A 20,617-nucleotide genomic window follows, 5' to 3' on the forward strand; every position below is an offset into this window, starting at 1 on the left:
GGTGGGAGAAAATGACAACGTTCGCTTACCCATTGAGGAAAGAAATTAAGGGGAATATTGCGTTAACAACGGATAAAACACCTCTAGCTTTTTACAAAATAGAAAGTGAAAGTCTGACATTGGTTGACTTTGAAAAGGCAGAGAGAGTGAAACATAAAGTTGGTTTGGTGCTTGAAAAGTTTGAAGTGAATAAAGGGTTTGAAATCGACTTAGTACCGTTCGATTTAGATTTACATGAAAAAATGGAAAAACTCATTGAAATTTCAGATCCTCAACATGAAAACATTGTTTTGAACCATGCCATGCGTACAGAACAATCGCTTATTCAAGAATTGATTCAACCGTATGAATACAAATGGATACTGAGTGTACCGTTGCCAAAAACAGAGCTTTCAGCCGATTTTAAAGAAAGCATGAAAAATAAATATGATGAAGTGGTAGAAAGCTTTGTCAATGGGTTTGGTCTCGAAGTCGCCTTAGAGAAAGATTGGGAAAAAGAATTGTTGTACAAAGAAAAAGAAGTTTTTCAAAGTCTGAATGAGTTTCATGTTGAAAGGTTAACAGAGAGTGAAATACAGAGAATACAAGGCGAACAATTTGTCAATTACATTCCTCATAGTGCAGATGATATTTTAAGTGTTGGCAAACTTGACAATTTACTTGATACAAAAATTGAGGTGAAATTCAATGGTATGTTGGAAATGCAACATGCTAATGGAGTGAGTTATGTAGATATTCTCCCTTTAGGAGATATGGGCTTTGATTTACGCAATGCCAACGTATTAAGCTATTTACAACTATTTGATTTCCCTATTCATGCGAAGTTTCAAGCGAAATTTGCAGAGAAAAAAGGAGCGTTAGCCTTGGCGGGTCGTTCAGCACGTGGAAAATCACGTTTGAAAGGAATTGCCGAAGAAACAGAAGTGAGTGGTGGAGTGCAAAAGAAAAAAATCATTTCCTCCATGTTAACATTGAATGACCTTGACGAACAAATAGACAACAATGAACCTGTTTTGGATTGGTCTGGGTATTTCATTATTGCAGGTCGTACAAAAGCCGAGTGTAGAGATAGACGAAAAGCGTTACTCAATTCTTTTCACAATAATAAAATCAGTTTGTATCGAGCAACGTTTGACAATCCTTATCTATTTCAACAAACGCTGTACGGCCAATTTCTTTTATCGGAAAATAAAAAATGGCGACACACCTCAACGGTGAAAAGTTTTGCGAGAATGGATTTTTTCACAACACAACGTGCTGGAAATGATATTGGCTACTATTTTGGGCGAGTAGACTTAGATTTATCCGAAAAAATAAATGTCAATGCGATTGTGCAACGCTCAAACAAATTAATCTTTCGAAATTTCCTCTTGTCTAATAAAAATAAAATCAGAGGAAAACGCACAAATAACCCTCACGTTGCAGTAACAGGTGTTACTGGAGGAGGAAAATCGGTGATGTGTAAACGTGATTTTATTGAAGTTATCAAACTAGGAGCAAAAGCTCTCTATATCGACCCTAAAAAAGAAATGCGGAAAGAGTTTATCTACAACTCACAAAACAAAGATTTTCAATACAAGTATCCAGAAATGGTTGAATTGATTGAGAAAATCAACTTTGTTACACTTGACAATACTGAAAAATCAAACTTAGGAGTTCTTGACCCTATTGTGATGTTTGAAAGAGAAAAAGCTTTAGAAGTAACAAAATCTATTTTGACTTATATTACTCCACCGAGTAGCCCTTACACGAGAAAAGAAAGTGCTGTTTTGTATGAAACAATTGCTCAAGTGATACAAGCAAGACAAGACGGCGATAAAGTGGGGTTGTGGCATGTTGTGGATTTGCTTATGCAAGATACAGATGAAGAAATACAAATTTTAGGTCGTTATATTCGTTCTATGGTACAAGGTTCTGTATTGGAGTTGTGCTTCTCTTATGGAGATGTGAAAGGTTTATCTTTTGATGAACAAGCAACGGTCTTAGAAATTGAAAACCTTGATTTGCCAAAAGAGCGTGAAGATAATATTAGTGATAATCAGCGTTTGTCGGTGGCTTTGATGTTTGCGTTAGGTACATTTTGCGAGTATTTTGGAAAACGAGATAGGACAGAGGAAACGGTTATCTTCTTTGATGAGGCTTGGATTTTCTTGACAAGCGATAGCGGGAAGAAAGTTTTGAAATCTATGTTGCGTGTCGGTCGCTCTATGAACAACTTCTTATACTTTATTTCTCAATCGGTGGACGATTTGAGATTTTCGAAAGAGGAGGGTATGGAGTTTGGCGAGGTGATTTGTTTCAGCGAGAAAAAACCAGAGAAGATTTTAGACTTTATGGAAATTCCGATTGATGAAAATTCGATAAAATGGGTAAGCAACATGGCACAAGGGCAATGTATTTTCAGAGATATGTTTTTTAATATCAATCGTATAGCGATTCATATTTTGTTTGAAGAATACTTGTTGCTCTTTAAAACGGTTGATGACACAAAAGCGAGTTTGCAAGTAGGCACATCTTTTTAGGAGGTGGAGTATGGATGAACTAACAAAAATGGATATTGAAAGCTACAAGCCATATTTTGAGAATGGAAACTGGGATAAGTTGCCAGAATTAGTGAATTGGGTGTTTGTAGATTTGCCGTATTCTATTTTGCGCTTCAATTTTTATATTTTAGAGAGCATTTTGGAAAAACTTAATTTCTCTGATTTGTTTATCAATCAACAAGGCAATGCGTTTGATAGAGGAGTAGAAATTTTTAACAATCTAGGTGGAGCAACTATGAAAAATGGTTCTTTGATTGCATTTCTATTTAGTTTGTTGGGGTTGTATTTGGGCTACTTATTCTTTTTTCAAAACAGACAATTTGGTCGAAAATGTATCCATGCCTTACTTGTGGTGTTCGTGTTTCAATTTTGGTTTTCAACGGGAGTCAATGTAAACAATAAGAGCCAAACAGGAGGGGAATTTTTGATTACTTCCGTTCGGACATTGTCGAATGATTTCAAGCGTGAAATGAACAAAAGTTTGTCTACATTGAGTGGTGACAATAATTTTTCAAGTGAGAATTTAGAGGAAAATGCGTTGTTTTCTTCTGTTATTAAAGAAACTTTCTACTTAATCAATAGTGGGAGTACAGACGGCAATTTTGGTAGTGGTGTGTTAGATAGTACTAAATTGATTATGCCGTTGAATGAAAAGGACAGAAAGAAATTTGATGAAGAACGGCACAAATACATCAATTCTCTTGTCGAGGACAATCCTTATTTTAGGCAAAATCTTGATAAGACCATGGAAAAAAGTGCAGTAATTTCTTTAGGGTTTGCGAATTTAAGTGTCGTGGGTTTGCCTGTGGCATATATTAATGTGATGACTTCTCTTGTGGAAGTAGTGGTGTTGATGATGATTTTATTGTTTCCTGTATTTGTATCGTTTTCGTTTTTCCCTAGGTTACAAAATGTGGTGTTCCGAGCACTTAAAATGACATTTAGTTTGTTGTTTTTTCCATTGATTCTGAGCATTATTTTGGCAGGTTTTTTATGGATAAACCATTTGATTGATACAGTATTGAAACCTATTTTCTCTATTACAGGTTCGATTTCAACATTTTTAACAGGTGGGCAAGGTGTGGTTGTATCTGCATTTACAATTTTCTTAATTAAATTTGTTGTTCTTGTGGTGTTCTTTAAAAATCGTTATAAGATTTTAGGTTTGTTTACAGACAACAAGGTGGAGGGGAATGTATTGGAGCAGAAAATTCACGAGAAAGCAACGCAAGGAGTAAAAGTCTTAAGTGGTGCAGTCATGACAGGTGCAGGTGTTGCTCTTGCGAACCCTCAATTAGTTATGGAAGGAGCGAACATGGCTTTGAATCAATTCGGCACAAGTGCTACTGCTTTAAAACAAAAAGGCGAAATATTGATGAACAATCAAAGTTTAACTAATGCAACGCACACGAAAGACACGAAAAAACCAACTGAAGAAACGAAAGAAAAAAAAGAAGAACGAAAAGGAACGGGATTGTGGAATGAAAATGGAGAATTACAATCTCAAAATCGTTACAAAGGAAACACTCCTCCTCAATCTTCTACTTATGAACGATTCAATGTAACGGATAGACAAAGGAATATTCGCTCGTTTAATTTTGAACAAATGACCGAACTTGAAAAAGAAAAATTCTTCCAAAGAGAAAGGCGAAAAACAGGGGTATCTGAAGTTGAGTTCCTGGATAAAGTAGTAAGTGGTGAAGTGTCTACGTGGCAAGACTTAGAACGATTGAAAGAGGAACACACGGAAAAATTCAGTCCTCCAAAACCTCTCTCTAAGAGAAAAGTGAAAAAAATAAATAATAAAGTAACTCATGAATGGCAAGTACAAACGCTCTTGCAAGACAATGTAGCTGTTGCGAAAAAATTCTTTTCTTTCTCTACGTTCAATCGAAATTATGATTACGGAGATGTAAACAGAGGATTGACGACTTCTTCACTTAAAAAGGGAGTAGAAAAAGCAACAAAAGAAAAAGCTGATAGTTTAAAGAGATAGGGAGGAGACTCTCTATCTTTTCTTTTTAGAAAGAGGGTGTGAAAATGAAAAAAGGAATGTTTGTCGTTTTACTTCTACTTGTTTTACCTCTTTTGCCGTTATTGATGATTTTGTTTTTAGGAGGTGGTTTTCTTGCGACTTCTATGAATAAAACGGCAGACGGTGGGAATTTCACACCAAGTACTGAACAAGAAAAAGTGGCTGTCGCAATCAAAGATTATGTTCTTTCTCAAAATGGCACATTAGAATTTGCGTGTGCATGGATTGGGAACGCTGAGGGCGAGAGTGGACTAAAGGCAGATTGTATTCAAGGAGGTTTCGCTTACAATAATTCGTGGGCTACGGACGAAAATGTCAATGGCTATGCGTTAGGACTATTTCAAATGGACGGTGGACGGAGAGTTGCTATGTTGAAAAAAGCGACTGAAGAAAAGAAAAATTGGCAAGATATTGAGTTTCAGCTCAAGTGGGTTTGGAATTTTGATAAACCAGACAACGAGCTTTTAAAGAAATACGCAACACGAAAAGACATGACAGAAACAACACTTGATTTATTGAAAAATTGGGAACGTGCAGGTACGCAAAATAACAGAGAAGAACAAAACAAACGAACAAGTTCGGCTCAAAAGTGGTTTGCGTTGTTTTCAAGTGGCAAAAGTGGAGCGAGTGGTGGACAAATCAAATTTTTGCAAGAAAAAGTAGGAAGTTTTGTTTATAATGGGCAATGTTATGGATTGACTGCGTTTTATGTGGACAGTTTCAATACACCGATTCATCTTGGGAGTGGTTCTCCTCATGGTTTAACTGAAACAACAGGGAGCGATACAGTGAGTGCATGGAATATTGGCAAAGCTTACCTTTGGGAAAAGCACGGTTGGCAAGTGATACACAACCCTAAATTTAGCGAAGTGAAAAAAGGTGATATTATCAACTGGGGCATGGGAGGATATGCAAAAACAGAATACGGACATACAGGTATTGTAGCAGATGTAGGCAAAAACAATCGTTTTTTCACGTATGAACAAAATGCCGAGGGAAAAATGGTAAATTATTATGCGAGAACATGGGGTGTAGAATTTCCCAATGTAACAAGCCTAGTCAGAAAGAAATGAGGAATGAATATGTTGTCATTAGATGCGATTTTAACATTAGGAGCTATCTTTTTAGTTGTTTTAGCAGTAAGTGTTGGTTCTATTGTAGGAGCGATTCTATACAAAAAACGCAAGGGATAGAGAGAAAAAGATTGAGAGGGAGAACAAAACATAGAAATTCAATTTAAATTTGACGATTTTGTGAGCTTTCTTTTCATTAGATATTTTAGAAAACAATCTAAATTTTTGTTATGGTAGAGCAAAATAAGGAACACGAAAAAAGAAAGTGAAAAAAAAAGGGGGGCATGCTTTATTAAAGAAGAAAATAATCAAAAAATAAGAAAATAGTTATTTTTATTTACAACACCTATTCTTTTTGTTAGTCTTTAGACAACTGATAAAAGAGGAGTTGTTAGAATGTATAAAGAAATACTTGCTATTCAAGATGAACATATCACAATTGAGGAAAACGTACGAAAAGAACGTTTAGGGAAACAAATTTGTCTTGTTTATACTGGTACATTAGACTATCAACCAACATATTGCGTACACTGCCGAAAAGAGAATCAAAAAAGCATTGTACGTAATGGTTGGATAGGGAAAGATGTAACCATTCAAATAAATCAAGTATCAGAATACAAAACGTTTCTAAAATTAAAAAAACGCGTGTTTTTGTGTAAAGCGTGCAAAAGAACATTTGTCGCCCAATCTGAAATCATTCAAAAGAATTGTCAGATTACGCAAGCTGTAAAGTTAAAAATCGCAAAGTATCTTAAATTAAAAATGGACTTAACTCTAATTTCAAAATTATGTGAAGTATCTACTTCTTCTGTATATCGTGTATTGGAAGAACTGGCAATATATCACAAAGTGAATTATCATTACTTACCAGAGATTTTAAGTATTGATGAGTTTCACAGTACGAACAGAGAAGAAACAAAAATGAGTTTTATTTTTCAAGACACAAAAGAAAGAAAAATCATTGATATTGTCGCAAACAGACATCAAGACAACATTATCAAATACTTTTTACAATATGATAGAAAAGCAAGATTAAACGTTAAATTAATCACTATGGATATGTACAAACCTTATTTAAACATCATAAAGAAATGTTTTCCCAATGCAGAAATAAGCATAGACAGATTTCATATAGTGCAACATATCAATAGAGCATTTAATCAAACAAGAATACAAGTGATGAATACTTTCAGAAAGAATGAACCTAAGAAATATAGACGACTAAAAAACAATTGGAAATTACTACAAATGGATAGTGACAAATTGAATTATTCTGATTGGAAACCAAGACAATCTTTCTCATGGAAACAACTAAGTCAAAAAGCGATGATAGATGAAATGTTAAGTTATTCACCAGAATTAAAACAACACTATGAATATTATCAAGAAATTCTAGGAGCAATCAAAACAAAGGATATAGAACTCTTTGATGAATTAATCAAAGAGAATGTGAATCAATTCAACAATAGATTTCAAACAGTCATAAGAACATATCGCTATTATAAGAAACAGATACACAACGCTTTGATTTTTCCTTATTCTAATGGTTCATTAGAGGCAACAAACAATATTATCAAGAGTATTAAGCGTTTCTCTTTTGGTTTTCGGAACTTCGCAAACTTTAGAAAGAGAATCTTTTTAATATTAAATAACTCATGATATTAAAAAAAATAGGTGTAAGCCTTTCTTTGTCATGCCCAAAAATATTAAAAAATCTTACAAAACAAAAAAGAGAGTAGACAACAGAATGTTTACTACTCTTTGTAATTGTTTCGTTACATGGATTTAACGGAATTGTAATAGAAATTTTTATCCTTATTGGTTGACAAAGAGCCAAAAAACCACACAAAACAAAAGTCTCGTGCGGTTTATTATTCCTCTTTTTACCCCACCAAAACGCTGTCTCGATTGAGAATTGTTTCAACAGCTTTTCTTCCTTCACGGATTCCCCAAATGACAAGGCTTGGGCCACGTCTGGCGTCTCCTGCTACGAAGATTTTTTCGTTATTGGTTGAATAATCGTCTAATACTTCACTTATACCAAATTGTTCAAAAATCGCTTGTTCTGCTCCGATAAAGCCCATGGCAAGTAGGACAAGATCAACTTCTAAAATTTCTTCCGTGCCTGCGATAGCCTCAAAGCGTTCGTTGACTTTGACCGTTTTTAGAGCAGTCAGCTCGTTTTTCTCGTTTGTCAAAAATTCTGTTGTGGAAATTGCATAGCTTGTGACTTCGCTTGATTGTACGAGTGCTGCCTCTTCTTGACCGTAGCCTAGTTTGCTGACGAATGGATATTCTGGCCACGGATTGTTGCTGTTTCTCTCGTTTGGCAAAGGTTGCGTAATTTCTAGTTGTTTCACGCTTGTTGCCCCCATACGAACAGCAGTTGCTAGACAGTCATTTCCCGTATCTCCGCCACCAATTACTACCACACGCTTGCCTGTTAAAGTTTGTTTCACTTCTCCAGTTTCAAGCAATTCTTTGGTTGCTTTTGTCAGGAAATCTACTGCAAACTCAACACCTTTTGCCTTGCGACCTACTACATTCAAATCTCTTGGCACACCTGCACCAATCGCTAAAATCACTCGATCAAATTGGCTTGTTAACTCCTCAGCAGAAATCGTCTTGCCCACTTCACAATTTGCAACAAATGTAATCCCGACTTCTTTCATCACGTTAATTCTGCGGTCGATTACCGCTTTATCCAATTTCATATTCGGAATGCCATACATCAACAATCCACCAAAACGGTCGCTTTTCTCAAACACCGTTACGTTATACCCTAGTTGATTTGCTCGCCACGCTGCCGAAAGTCCTGCGGGGCCACTACCAATAATGGCAATTTTTTTGTCCTTACGCTCAACTGGCAACCCTGTTTCTTTCACCCAGTCATTTTCAAAGGCTGTATCAATGATAAATCGCTCGTTATCATGAATGGTCACACCACTACCATTCAAACTTTCCGTACACGCTTTTTCACAAGGAGCTGGACAAACTCGACCGGTCATTTCTGGCAATGGATTTGTGCGACTAAGGCGTTCAAATGCTTTTTTCACATCGCCACGGAACAAGTAATCATTCCATTCAGGAATTAAATTATCATTCGGGCAACCACTTACCGCTCTTGAACCTCCGTAAAAATTCCCCTCGTGACAGAATGGAATCCCACAATTCATACAGCGACTAGCCTGTTGTTGACGTTCTGCATTGTCTAATGGCACTTGAAGTTCTTGCCAATCTTTCACACGAACACTTGCCAATCTATACGGATTATCCTTGCGTTTTACCTTTAAAAATCCAAATGGATCTGCCATTGTTACGCACCACCTTTCGTTGCAGCTTCAAATGTTTTATTTTCCAATTCTTCGCCAGTTAAGCCACTCTGTGCAAAGTTTTCCTTGATTTCCATGATTTTGCGATAGTCTTTTGGATAGACTTTGACAAATTTTTGTATTGCACTTTCCCAATCTGACAAAATTGATTTTGCTTTCGCCGAATTGGTATAGTTTGCATGATTTTCAAGCATTTCTTTCAATACCGCATCCCCTGTGGTTTCGCCAAGTTTGAATAGCTCAATCATTTCCATGTTACATTTCTTTGCAAAGTTGCCCGTCTCGTCATAGACGTACGCCACACCTCCGCTCATACCTGCACCAAAGTTTCGACCCGTTTCACCCAAGATTACTGCCACACCACCTGTCATATATTCACAACCGTGGTCACCAACACCTTCAACGACAACTTTTGCACCTGAGTTTCTTACGCAGAAACGCTCGCCTGCTTTTCCTAGGAAATACCCCTCACCTTTGTTTGCACCAAAGCAAGCAACGTTTCCTACAATGTGCGATTTCTCAACGTCATATCCTGCATCAACTGGTGGTTTCACAATAATTCTACCGCCACTCAAGCCTTTGGCTACATAGTCATTCGCCTCACCAATCAAACAAAGTTCCATTCCTTGTGTTGCAAATGCTCCAAAACTTTGCCCTGCAATTCCTGTATATTCAAAGCAAATTTTTCCAGCCTCCAAGCTATAATTACCAAAACGCTCCGCAAGCCAACCTGCAAACCTCGCACCAGTCGTGCGATTAACGTTGTTGATTGGTTGTGTCACTTTAATTGGTTGCTCAGACGTAACTGCCATTTCAGCAAATGCATCAAGCTCACTCCACGCTCGTTTTTCTGCAAACGGATCGACTACTTTTCGTTCAATCGGTAATGTGTGGTTCAAAATTCTTGAGAAATCAAGAGTTTTCGCTTTATCTGGCAAGTCTTCCCTAACGTGCAACACTTCAGCGTGTCCTACCATTTCATCAATCGTTCTAAAACCAAGTTCACTCATCATTTCACGCAGATGTTCGGCGATAAATGTGAACATATTAACAATATGCTCTGGTTTGCCGACGAAATGTTTGCGTAGCTCTGGATTTTGCGTTGCCACACCTACTGGGCAAGTATTCAAACTACATACTCTCATCATCACACAACCTACTGCGACAAGTGCGAGTGAGGCAAATGAAAATTCTTCAGCTCCTAAGAGAATGGTTTGAGCAACATCACGAGCAGTCATTAATTTTCCGTCCGTTTCAAGTGTCATACGATTACGCAGACGGTTGATTGATAACACTTGATGTGCCTCAGCTAGACCAATTTCAAGAGGTAAACCAGCGTCCCGCACACTCACACGTGGACTTGCACCTGTACCACCGTCAAATCCTGAAATTACCACTACGTCAGCTCCTGCTTTCACACAACCTGTGGCAATTGTTCCTACACCTGTTGAGGAAACGAGTTTCACGTTGATTTTTGCGTATGGATTGATTTTCTTCAAGTCGTAAATCAACTGTGCCAAATCTTCAATCGAGTAAATATCGTGATGTGGAGGAGGTGAAATTAAGCGTACCCCCGGAGTAGAACCACGAATTTCAGCGACCCACGGAAATACTTTTTCCCCCGGAAGTTGACCACCCTCACCCGGTTTTGCCCCTTGAGCGAGCTTGATTTGCAATTCTTCTGCACTCATCAAATATTCCGCATTCACACCAAAACGACCGCTTGCGACCTGTTTGATTTTTGAGTTGAGATTTCGTCCATCAGGTTGTACCTTGAAACGATTGCGGTTTTCTCCCCCCTCACCAGAGTTTGATTTTCCGCCCATGCGGTTCATCGCCTCAGCAATACATTCATGTGCTTCTTTGGAAAGCGAGCCAAAACTCATCGCTCCAACTTTGAAACGTTTGACAATTTCACTTACTGGCTCCACTTCATCAAGCGGAACAGACGGTCTATTAGATTTCATTTCCCATAGATGACGTAAATTCGTTGGTTCAGAAATTGCATCATTATCTAATTCTTCCGCATAGCGTTTGTACAGCTCGTAGTCGCCACTTCTTACTGCCTGTTGGAAGTTGTAAATGGTTTTCGGATTGAACAAATGATGTTCTCCGTCCACCTTAAATTGAAATGCTCCGCCACTTTCTAATAAGTCTGCACGTCTTTCGCCAAAGGCTTGTTTGTGATATTTTTTATATTCTCGTTCAATCTCCGCCAAGCCAAGACCGCCGACACGTGTTGTCGTACCTGTAAAGAATTTCTCCACAACTGTCTCAGAAATTCCCACCACCTCAAATAATTGGGCAGAGAAATACCCTGTAACCGTTGAAATTCCCATACGGCTCATGACTTTCACAATTCCTTTCACACACGCTTTTGCAAATGTTTCAAGGCGAAGTGCTGTGTTTTCCTTGTAAGTATCACAAATCACCTCGTATGCTCCGTATGGATGAATGGCACTCACACCGTAGCCGAGCAAGCAGGCGAAGTGATGTACTTCACTCACCTCAGCAGAATCTGCCACAAGCGAGAATTTCGCCCCTTTTCCTTTACCAATCATTGCATTCTTCAAACCTGCTGCTGCAAGTAAAATCGGCAAAGCAAGCGTATTTTCATCCATTCCTCTGTCGCTTAGCACTAAAATATCTGCTCCGTTGTCAATTTCTTTTTCCGCCTGTGCAAATAAATCAAGAAGTGCCTTTTCAAGAGACGTTTCATCAAAGCGGTAAAGCGTTGAAAGAATAGCTGTTTTGTGCGGAGCAATTTCACCTGTTGTCAATTTTTCAAATTGTTCTGTTGACAACACTGGAGTTTTCAATTTTATTTTATGACAATTTTCAGCAGCCACATGTGCTAAGTTTTCTGTGCGACCCAAATACATATCCGTACCAATCACGAGCGACTCACGCAAAGCGTCAATCGGAGGATTGGTTACTTGTGCAAATTGTTGCTTGAAGAACGTAAAGAGCGATTGTGGTTTCAATGACAAGACAGAAAGTGGTGAATCGTACCCCATTGAAATAACAGGCTCGTCTCCTTTTTCTGCCATTGATAAAATAACGCTACGAATGACTTCATCCGTATAACCAAACGCACGCCAAGAACGTTCTCTTTCTTCTTTTGATAACGAAGGAACGCTAGAAGTTGCCTGAACGTCGTCAAGCGACAAAAGACCTTCTTTCAACCAGTTTGTATAGTCATATTTATCTGTAATGCGTTTTTTCACTTCATCATTTTTCGCCACCGTGCCTTTTTCCGTGTCAACAAGCAGAACATCTCCGGGACCTAGCACCCCTTTTTCCACAATGCGACTAGGCTCAAAGTCAACGACGCCACTTTCAGACGAAACGACCATAAATCTATCTTTTGTCAATGAATAGCGAGACGGTCTAAGTCCATTTCTATCAAGAGCAGCACCAACTAAATCGCCATCTGTGAAAACAAGACCCGCAGGACCGTCCCAAGGAGCGACAAAACTCGTTGCATACTCATAAAAACTTGCCGTTTGCTCATCCAGTCCAGCCTCTTTTGAGAAACTTTCTGGCACCATCATCATCAATGCCTCTGGAATTTCACGACCGTGGCGATAGAAATATTCCATACAGTTTTCCAATTTCGCTGAATCCGAATTTTCTTCATTGTAAATATCAATATTGCTTGCTTTCATCCAATTTTCCGCACCACGCAAAGTGTTGATTTCCCCATTGTGTGCGATAAAACGGAACGGTTGAGCTCTATCCCAACTTGGAAATGTGTTGGTTGAAAACCTTGAGTGCGTCAAACAAATGTGCGAACTCATAGCAGGATGTTTCAAATCATCAAAGAAAAGCCCTACTTGATAAGCGTGTAACATTCCTTTGTAGCAAAGAGTTTTACTACTTAGACTGGCAACGTAGCAACGTTCTGCCGGATAATTTTTCTCGATTTTCCTTCGAAGTTCAAAAAGTTTGTCCTCAAACACTCGACCGATTTCAATATTCGCAGGTTTTTCTAAAACAATTTGCACAAATGACGGCATTGTTTGTTGAGCAGTTGGCCCACATTGCTCAAAATTAACAGGCACATCTCTTGAGAAAAGAACGTTATAGCCTTCTTCGGCAAGCAATGTTTTCAACTCTGTCTCAAGACGATTTTTTTCGACTGCCTCTTTTGGCAAGAAAAACATTCCGACAGCATATTCATTTTTTCTTGGCAAAAATATGTTTTCTTCTTTTGCCGTCTGTCTGAAAAATTCATCAGGCATCGCCATTAACACACCAGCACCGTCACCTGTGTCTCCTTCTGCTCCTGTTCCTCCACGATGATTCATGCGTGTCAACATTGTCAGAGCGTATTCAATCAAAGTGTGGCTGTCCTCGCCGTCAAGCTGTGCCACAAAGCCCATACCACAGGCATCATGTTCAAATGTTGGTTCCCATAGCGTTTTGTTCATGTCGTTCTCCTTACGTTTATTCTCTTTTTCAAGTGTGGAAATTTCGCTGATTTTTTTGATTTTTTCGCTCTCAAAAGTCGCTGTTTTCCCCGTAATTCTATCATTCAATTATCAGAATTTACTTTCATTTTATAGTATATCTTTTTTTCTCCACAATTTCAATAACTTTTTATCATCGAACTTTGGCAATCTTCGTTCAAATTTGCTACACTATACAAAAGGACTAGAAAATAACTTGATTTTCTTAGCTTTTTATACTAAATTCAGGGTAAAAAAATTTTTCGGAAGAAAGTGTTAGGTAGAGCAGATGACACCCAATAAAGAAGATTATCTTAAACTTATTCTTGAGCTTGGTGGCGGAGATGATTTGGTGAGCAATAAAGAAATTGTTTCCAACTCAGATGTTACGCCTGCTAGTGTTTCAGAGATGATTGGCAAACTTGTAAAAGAAGAGCTTGTGACGCATACACGTTACCAAGGTGTGCAGTTGACACAAAAAGGACTGGAAAAAGCAAGTGAACTTTTACGCAGACATCGTTTGTGGGAAGTGTTTCTTGTCGAAAAATTAGGCTATCAATGGAATGAGGTGCATCAGGAGGCGGAAATTTTGGAGCATGCTACGAGCATGGAGCTAGAAAAAAGACTGGATGAGTTTCTTGATTTTCCAAAAGCCTGCCCACATGGAGCGATTATCCCGAAAATAAACGATATTATCCATGAACCTACTCTTGCTACTTTAGCCAATGCCAAAGAAAACGAAACGCTCACAATTGCTCGTGTGCTAGATGAAAAAGCATTACTTGATTATCTCGTTTTCATGGATATTCAAATCAATGAGCAATACACAATTAAGGAAAAAGCACTTTTTGACGGAGATATTACGATTGCAAATGAGCGACATACGCTTTCTATCAGTCATAAAGCTGCACAAAAAATATTTGTCGAAACGAAAAAAACGGAGCAGGAAATGTAGAGCATTTCACAATTTCTTGCTAGATAAGGAGAAACGATGAACGAAAAAGCCGTACTATTTACCATTTTTGGTGCCACAGGTGATTTGGCAAAACGCAAGCTGTATCCGTCACTTTTTCGCCTGTATAAAAAAGGCGAATTGGCAGAGCATTTCGCAGTGATTGGAACAGCACGCAGACCTTGGACAAACGAATTTTTGCGTGAAGTGGTCACTTCTTCCATTCAGGACTTAATTGAGGACGAAAGCCAAGCGGAAAATTTTGCAAGCCATTTTTACTATCAAAGCCATGATGTCGAAGATACTTCGCACTACGTAACGTTGAAAAATCTTGGCGAAGAATTAAAGGCAAAATACAACACTTTGGGCAATCAGTTGTTTTATTTGGCAATGGCTCCACAATTTTTTGGGACGATTGTCGGACATCTTCGCTCGGAGGAAATCCTGACAGGCGAAGGATTTGAGCGATTGATTATCGAAAAACCGTTTGGTAGCGACTACGAAAGTGCAAAAAAACTCAATGATGAACTTTCGTGTGTGTTCGACGAGGAAAATATTTTCCGCATTGACCACTATCTCGGCAAGGAAATGATTCAAAATGTAACAGCCGTTCGATTTGCCAATCATATTTTTGAGTCGATTTGGAACAATAAATACATTGACAACGTCCAAATTACTTTTGCCGAATCTATCGGAGTAGAAGACCGTGGAGGGTATTATGAAACGAGCGGAGCATTGAAAGATATGGTGCAAAATCATATTTTACAGGTGCTGTCCTTGCTTGCAATGGAGCCGCCGACTACTTTTTCTGACGAAGAAATTCGCAATGAAAAAGTAAAAGCACTCAAGGCAATTCGCAAATATACTGAAGAAGAAGCTCTTGATAGTTTTATCGCAGGGCAATATGTCGCAGGGAGCATTGACGGCGAGGAGTTTGTAGGCTACCTTGAGGAGCCAAATGTCGCCAAAAATTCTCGAACAGAAACATTTGCGTGTGGGAAATTCATGATTGACAACTTCCGTTGGAGCGGTGTGCCGTTTTACGTTCGGACAGGAAAGAGAATGGTGGAAAAAGGAACACGTATCAACGTTGTTTTCAAGCAAATGCCTGTCGATTTGTTCAACAACAATCAAAACACACTTGCACCAAATATTCTCACGATTTACATTCAACCAACCGAAGGATTTTCGCTTTCCGTCAACGGAAAAGAAATCGGGCAAGGATTTACTATCGAACCGATAAAACTTTCTTATCGCCACAACTCAGCGTTTCTCGGCAATTCGCCAGAAGCGTATGAAAAATTAATTTTAGACGCTTTGAACGGTGAACGCACCAATTTCTCTGACTGGGGAGAAGTCGCACGTAGCTGGGAATTAATCGACGTTATCCGCTCTGCGTGGGACAAAAATCCAAAAGAACTTGCAACCTACAAAGCACGAACAATGGGACCAAAAGAATCCTACGAGCTACTCGAAAAAGACGGACGTTCATGGGCTTGGAAACCAGAAGAATGGTATATTGAGCGTGGAATGTTGGAAGAATAAGACACATCAAAAAGGGGCTGGATTCTCAGCCTCTTTTTGACTTTTTAGAGGTACCCTTAAAATCTTATCTTTTTCTTAACTCCTCTCAAAACATCAAAAACCAAAGATTTTCTTGTTGATTTATGATAAAATATAAAATAAAGTTATAAGTCACAATAAAATTTAGAAGGGTTTGGGAGTAATGAATACAGTTAAAAAAATTACAAGCGTGATTCTTTTTGCTCTTGCTGTGTATGTTTTATTCTTCGCTCATGTTAGTAGAACGATTCAATCTAATGATATAGAAAAAATAGCGATTAATAACAAAAAGGAATTAATTATTCAGGTAAAACTTTCTTCCTTTGCAATCGTCAATACAACTTTTGTAGACACTTCTACAAAAAATAACGAAAAGACAATCCAAGTGGAGATAACAAAAGAGTATAAATTACTTAATTGCCTAGCCAGTCATAATAATACGGTTACTATTCCTTTGTCTGAAACGCTACTAGAAGATACAAAGAATATTAAAATCAAAAACACGAGCAAGATGTTAACACTTAATAAATAAAAAAAGCATACGCATGGTTATGCTTTTTTTATTTATTTGTTAATCTGACGTTTATGCAGTTTTTTCGGACGTTAATGTAAAGTCTATTGAAACCTTTCCTTATATGCTTTATGCTCATAAAAAAAACACGAAAGGATTCTCTTATGAAACAATACAATCACTTTTTTGAGGTGTCCTTAATGCAATACCTCTCTTCTATTTTAGTGATACTTTTGCATTGCGACAAAGTATTCTCCTCACCTGTCTGGCATTTTGTCTTTAAGAGTGGTTTTTGTAGAATTGCTGTTCCATTTTTCTTCTTATGCTCTGCCTATTTTTTCCATATCAACGAACAAAAACGTGAAAATTATGCAAAAAAATGGATTAAAAAGCAATTGAAAACTTATCTTTTCTGGAGCGTTTTCTACTTGCCTCTAGGTTTATTAGCACTGAGTGAATTTTCGATAGATCGTGCGTTTTATCCACTTGCAGTACTCTTTGCTTTAGGATATTCTGGGACATATTATCATTTATGGTTTTTCCCTGCCTTGTTTTTGGCAATTTATCTGGCAAAATTGTGTAGTCAAACGATTGGCTATGCGAAAAGTTTTCTCCTCGCCCTTTTTCTTTATACAATCGGTGCGATTGAGACGTATAGTAGTTTTCTGGAAAATACGAGATTATTTGAATGGTTTCAATCCTACTTACGTATTTTCTTTACTTCGAGAAACGGTCTTTTCTTTGGGTTTCTCTTTGTATTGATAGGCTTTTACCTCGCTGATCATTGGGAGGAAATACACATTCAACACCTTAAAAGTAAGTTGTTTTTCGCAATTTCTTTGAGCATTTTAGAAAAAATCATCATTTTTCAGAATCAAGGGTTAGATAAAAACATTCAGTTTGCACTCGTTCCACTCACACCTTTACTCTTTCTATTTTTGCTCAAAAGTTCATGCAATATACGGATACCTCTTAGAAATTTGAAAGCATATAGTCAATATTATTTTTTCTTGCACCCTATGGTACTTTTTTTACTCATAAAAACGTCGCCTACTATTTCAGGAGGAGAAAAATTTATTTTTACACTTTTTTTAACACATTTGATTAGTTACATTTGTATAAATTGGAGAATATTTTTCTTTTCCCTTAACAATTTTTCTCTTAGCAAGAGAAAACTCTGACGTTTATGTAAAGTCTATTGATGAAATACATGAGGTGTTTTATGATTTGAGTAGAGAAAAAACTTGCAAGTAAATCTCAAAAAAAATTATTTAAGGGCACCTCTAGAAACAGCAGAGTTTTAGTGTGGAAATAATCATATTAATTAACGGAAATTCAAGGTTTTGATTGTTTTTTTCTTTGTAAAAAATCCCGTCAAAAACTTCTTGAAAAAGGAAAAATGTGAAAAAATGGAGCAAAAAATAAATGAAATTAGTAGGAAAACAGACGTACTCTTTTATCGCAAGGGTTAATATTTTTTAAAAATAAATAGAAATACCCAAAAAGAGAAATAGGAATTAAAGGGTGGGAACAAAAAACGATTAAAAATTGATGAAGAATGTGAAATGGCTCTCACGAAAAAAATGGATAAGTTATCGTAAGAGTTGACGGAAATAAATAAAGATATAAAATAAAAATATGTAGTTATAAAAAGTTTTTTTGCTGAATGAGAAATTAGGGAAGATGTTCAGAAGTAGTAGAAAGTATTACAAATCTATTTTCATATGGGTACCTCTAAAAACTCCGCTTAAGACTAAATTAGCTAGTTTTTCGATTTTCGAGGAAATCGACGAAAGCTATGTGGTTCATAGGTTGAGGAGAATGACGAAGAAAATCGGAAAACTAGCAATTTAGGATAAGTGTGAGTTTTTAGAGGTGCCCATATAGTAAATGCCTAGCAGAAAAATGAACGGATAGTCTATTCTTAAAAAGAGAACAAGAGGGGAATGTAGGACGCAAAGGAGTAAAGATGTTTGAAATAAAAAATTTATGTAAAAATATAAATGGTCTTACAGTTTTAGAAGACATTAGTTTTTTTATTCCAAAAGGTGCTTTTCTTTTCATTGTTGGAAAAAGTGGTTCGGGCAAAACTACTTTGTTAGATTGTTTGTCAAAAAGAAAGAAGCCGTCTAGTGGTGAGATAATTGAAAAGGAAGTGCTACCAAGTACAAAAATAGGGAAAGTTTTTCAGGATTTTCATCTTTTGCCAGATTTAACAGTTATAGAGAATATTTTGTATCCTTTGGAAGTGGAAGGAAACGTTTCACATGAAAAAAAGCAGAAAGCAAAGTTTTTACTTAGTAAGATGAAATTAACAGGTAAGGAAAATTGTTTTCCTGCGGAAATTTCTGGTGGAGAAATCCAAAGAGTTGGAATTGCTCGTGCTTTAATGATAAATGAAAAAATTATTATAGCAGATGAGCCGACATCGAATCTGGATCCTAAAACCGCTAGGGAGATTATGGATTATTTTTTTAAGATACATCAACAAGGTACGACAGTAATTATTTCTACGCATGATTGGAGTTTTTTGGATAGTTATCCAGCAAGAGTAATTGAGTTGAGAGAAGGGAGAATTATCCGAGATGAGAATAGTCAATATTTCTCAAATAGCTTATCTAATAAAGAGAGCAGTTAAAACAAGGTGGAGGAATAAACGAGTATATTTTTATATAGATATATTTGCAGTTTTTTTCTTTTTAATAGAAATGCTCTTAATAAGGATACTCAGTGTATTTATTGAAGCATGGAAACGAATGAATAAAGGAGTAGAAAATGTGTCGATTAGTGAACTGCAAGAATCGCAGACGGACATAGCTTTTAATTTCTTCATATCTGTATTAATTATTGTGATATTTATTTTTTTTATAGGAAGTTTTATTTTAGCAAAAAGCTACTTTTCTATGACGATCAAACAATTATTTATTCTTTTTCAAGAGAAAATAGAAACAAAATTATTATTAGGTATTTCAATACCGTATATTGTTTGTGAATTTTGCGTAGAGGTATTCTCTTATTTTCCCTTTTATTTTTTATTTACAGTAATGATTGCAAATATTCTTGGAATGGAAATAATAAAAGAATTAGTCGAGATGTTTCCTATAAAAGAATATTTTGTCAATAACTCACTATTTGGGTATTTTCAGATACAGTTGCTACTATTTTTTGGAGTAATGCTAGTTTTTAGCCTTAACTATTTTCCATTAAAAAAAATGGTAGCTAGGTTAGATGAGGCGATTAGGTAATACAATGCGGAACAGCTTATGGAATTATTCAAGCAGCTAGACAAATTGGTTTGCAGGGAAGTGCATTATCTGGCACTTTTTTTGAATTAAAAAAATCATGTCTAAAAGAAGAGATAAAATTTCCGTTTATTGCTCATATTACAGAAGACATTGGCTGGTATCATTTTGTTGTAGTTAAGTCTATAAACAAAGATTGTATCGAAATTTTCGATCCTGCAATTGGAGAACGAAAGATAATAGAAGAGGAATTTATCAAGAGTTGGTCTGGTAATGTGATTGTGTTTTTTGATATAGAAAATACCAATATAACAAACAAAAATAGAACTTTTTTTAAGCTATCTAAGAACCAAAAGAAATTATTGACGATTATTTTTTTGTCTTTCTTTCTATCGTTATCTAGCATGAGTATTTCTTTTACATACAAGTCCATATTAGATATAATAACAGGAAATTCAACTACAAAGTGGCTACAACTGTTGTGGGAGAATAAATTTTCTCTATTTGCTATTCTTACAGTTTTCTACTTAGTGCAAGGAGTAACTCTTTTTATTCGTGCAGGATTAATTTAATTACTATAACTTGAACCACCCAAACCACCCTACGCCCCTTGCTACACCAACATTAACCAAAGAAAAACTCACTCAATCAACTACCAAAATACTCTTTGATAATTTTTGGGAAGTTGGCTGAGAAATTCACTGATGATGTTATTTAATGTTTCGTCATCTAAAACCAATTCATCGGCAGATATTTTTTTGAACAGTTCGATGAGTTGCTTGAACGCCACTACAAAAGAGAGGTCAGATAATTCATCGACCATCAAATAAAACAAGTCGCCAATGGAACGGTTGTCTATTTCTTCCCGTTGTTTTAGTGCAAGCAAGGTGTAACTTATGGCAACAATCGTTGTAT

13 protein-coding genes and 1 pseudogene are annotated in these 20,617 nt (G+C 36.8%); 11 read left to right on the forward strand and 3 right to left on the reverse strand.

The features are described from left to right. Positions 1–11: 11 nt before the first annotated feature. The 4 genes from B5D30_RS06995 to B5D30_RS07010 all read left to right on the forward strand — a co-directional run bounded on the left by B5D30_RS06995 (position 12) and on the right by B5D30_RS07010 (position 7,310). The gene (locus B5D30_RS06995) at positions 12–2,522 is read left to right on the forward strand and encodes an ATP-binding protein (RefSeq protein WP_078807345.1); all 2,511 of its coding nucleotides are present in this window, start codon (positions 12–14) and stop codon (positions 2,520–2,522) included. Positions 2,523–2,532: 10 nt separating this feature from the next. Then, a complete protein-coding gene (locus tag B5D30_RS07000) occupies positions 2,533–4,539 on the forward strand; it encodes an AEC family transporter (RefSeq protein ID WP_078807346.1) in 2,007 nt (668 codons plus the stop codon). A gap of 44 nt (positions 4,540–4,583) precedes the next feature. After that, the gene (locus tag B5D30_RS07005; RefSeq protein ID WP_078807347.1) at positions 4,584–5,651 is read left to right on the forward strand and encodes a phage tail tip lysozyme; all 1,068 of its coding nucleotides are present in this window, start codon (positions 4,584–4,586) and stop codon (positions 5,649–5,651) included. 396 nt (positions 5,652–6,047) lie between these two features. After that, entirely contained in the window at positions 6,048–7,310 is a 1,263-nt protein-coding gene (locus B5D30_RS07010; protein WP_078807348.1) for an ISL3 family transposase, read from the forward strand. A 224-nt stretch (positions 7,311–7,534) separates the two neighbouring features. On the opposite strand, the gene B5D30_RS07015 is transcribed toward B5D30_RS07010, so the two are convergent. Beyond that, positions 7,535–8,965, reverse strand: a complete 1,431-nt coding sequence (locus tag B5D30_RS07015; protein ID WP_078807349.1) for a glutamate synthase subunit beta — start codon at positions 8,963–8,965, stop codon at positions 7,535–7,537. Between the two features lie 2 nt (positions 8,966–8,967). After that, a complete protein-coding gene (gltB, locus tag B5D30_RS07020) occupies positions 8,968–13,416 on the reverse strand; it encodes a glutamate synthase large subunit (protein WP_078807361.1) in 4,449 nt (1,482 codons plus the stop codon). A gap of 307 nt (positions 13,417–13,723) precedes the next feature. Between gltB and B5D30_RS07025 the strand changes: the two genes are divergently transcribed. The 7 genes from B5D30_RS07025 (at position 13,724) to B5D30_RS07055 (ending at position 20,274) form a co-directional block, all read left to right on the forward strand. Next, a complete protein-coding gene (locus B5D30_RS07025; protein ID WP_078807350.1) occupies positions 13,724–14,389 on the forward strand; it encodes a metal-dependent transcriptional regulator in 666 nt (221 codons plus the stop codon). Positions 14,390–14,425: 36 nt separating this feature from the next. Then, positions 14,426–15,931: a glucose-6-phosphate dehydrogenase gene (gene zwf, locus B5D30_RS07030; RefSeq protein WP_078807351.1), complete on the forward strand. Its 1,506-nt coding sequence runs from the start codon at positions 14,426–14,428 to the stop codon at positions 15,929–15,931. Positions 15,932–16,112: 181 nt separating this feature from the next. Beyond that, positions 16,113–16,481 (forward strand): hypothetical protein, encoded by a 369-nt coding sequence (locus B5D30_RS07035; RefSeq protein WP_078807352.1) that lies wholly within the window; start codon positions 16,113–16,115, stop codon positions 16,479–16,481. Between the two features lie 143 nt (positions 16,482–16,624). Further along, entirely contained in the window at positions 16,625–17,641 is a 1,017-nt protein-coding gene (locus B5D30_RS07040) for an acyltransferase family protein (RefSeq protein ID WP_159443251.1), read from the forward strand. Positions 17,642–18,429: 788 nt separating this feature from the next. Beyond that, complete coding sequence (locus tag B5D30_RS07045) at positions 18,430–19,098, forward strand: cell division ATP-binding protein FtsE (RefSeq protein WP_078807354.1); 669 nt, start codon at positions 18,430–18,432, stop codon at positions 19,096–19,098. Between the two features lie 118 nt (positions 19,099–19,216). After that, a complete protein-coding gene (locus B5D30_RS07050) occupies positions 19,217–19,705 on the forward strand; it encodes a hypothetical protein (protein WP_144399522.1) in 489 nt (162 codons plus the stop codon). Positions 19,706–19,728: 23 nt separating this feature from the next. Continuing rightward, entirely contained in the window at positions 19,729–20,274 is a 546-nt protein-coding gene (locus B5D30_RS07055; protein ID WP_268802104.1) for a cysteine peptidase family C39 domain-containing protein, read from the forward strand. A gap of 80 nt (positions 20,275–20,354) precedes the next feature. On the opposite strand, the pseudogene B5D30_RS13645 reads toward B5D30_RS07055, so the two are convergent. Beyond that, positions 20,355–20,617, reverse strand: a pseudogene (locus B5D30_RS13645) (IS4 family transposase); the annotation flags it as partial.

Source organism: Pilibacter termitis (assembly GCF_900167335.1).
Lineage (GTDB): Bacteria > Bacillota > Bacilli > Lactobacillales > Streptococcaceae > Pilibacter > Pilibacter termitis.

Coding starts and splice junctions, on each gene's coding strand:
- B5D30_RS06995 (WP_078807345.1), top strand. CDS start 12: ATGACAACGTTCGCTTACCCATTGAGGAAAGAAATTAAGGGGAATATT.
- B5D30_RS07000 (WP_078807346.1), top strand. CDS start 2,533: ATGGATGAACTAACAAAAATGGATATTGAAAGCTACAAGCCATATTTT.
- B5D30_RS07005 (WP_078807347.1), top strand. CDS start 4,584: ATGAAAAAAGGAATGTTTGTCGTTTTACTTCTACTTGTTTTACCTCTT.
- B5D30_RS07010 (WP_078807348.1), top strand. CDS start 6,048: ATGTATAAAGAAATACTTGCTATTCAAGATGAACATATCACAATTGAG.
- B5D30_RS07015 (WP_078807349.1), bottom strand. CDS start 8,965: ATGGCAGATCCATTTGGATTTTTAAAGGTAAAACGCAAGGATAATCCG.
- gltB (WP_078807361.1), bottom strand. CDS start 13,416: ATGAACAAAACGCTATGGGAACCAACATTTGAACATGATGCCTGTGGT.
- B5D30_RS07025 (WP_078807350.1), top strand. CDS start 13,724: ATGACACCCAATAAAGAAGATTATCTTAAACTTATTCTTGAGCTTGGT.
- zwf (WP_078807351.1), top strand. CDS start 14,426: ATGAACGAAAAAGCCGTACTATTTACCATTTTTGGTGCCACAGGTGAT.
- B5D30_RS07035 (WP_078807352.1), top strand. CDS start 16,113: ATGAATACAGTTAAAAAAATTACAAGCGTGATTCTTTTTGCTCTTGCT.
- B5D30_RS07040 (WP_159443251.1), top strand. CDS start 16,625: ATGAAACAATACAATCACTTTTTTGAGGTGTCCTTAATGCAATACCTC.
- B5D30_RS07045 (WP_078807354.1), top strand. CDS start 18,430: ATGTTTGAAATAAAAAATTTATGTAAAAATATAAATGGTCTTACAGTT.
- B5D30_RS07050 (WP_144399522.1), top strand. CDS start 19,217: ATGAATAAAGGAGTAGAAAATGTGTCGATTAGTGAACTGCAAGAATCG.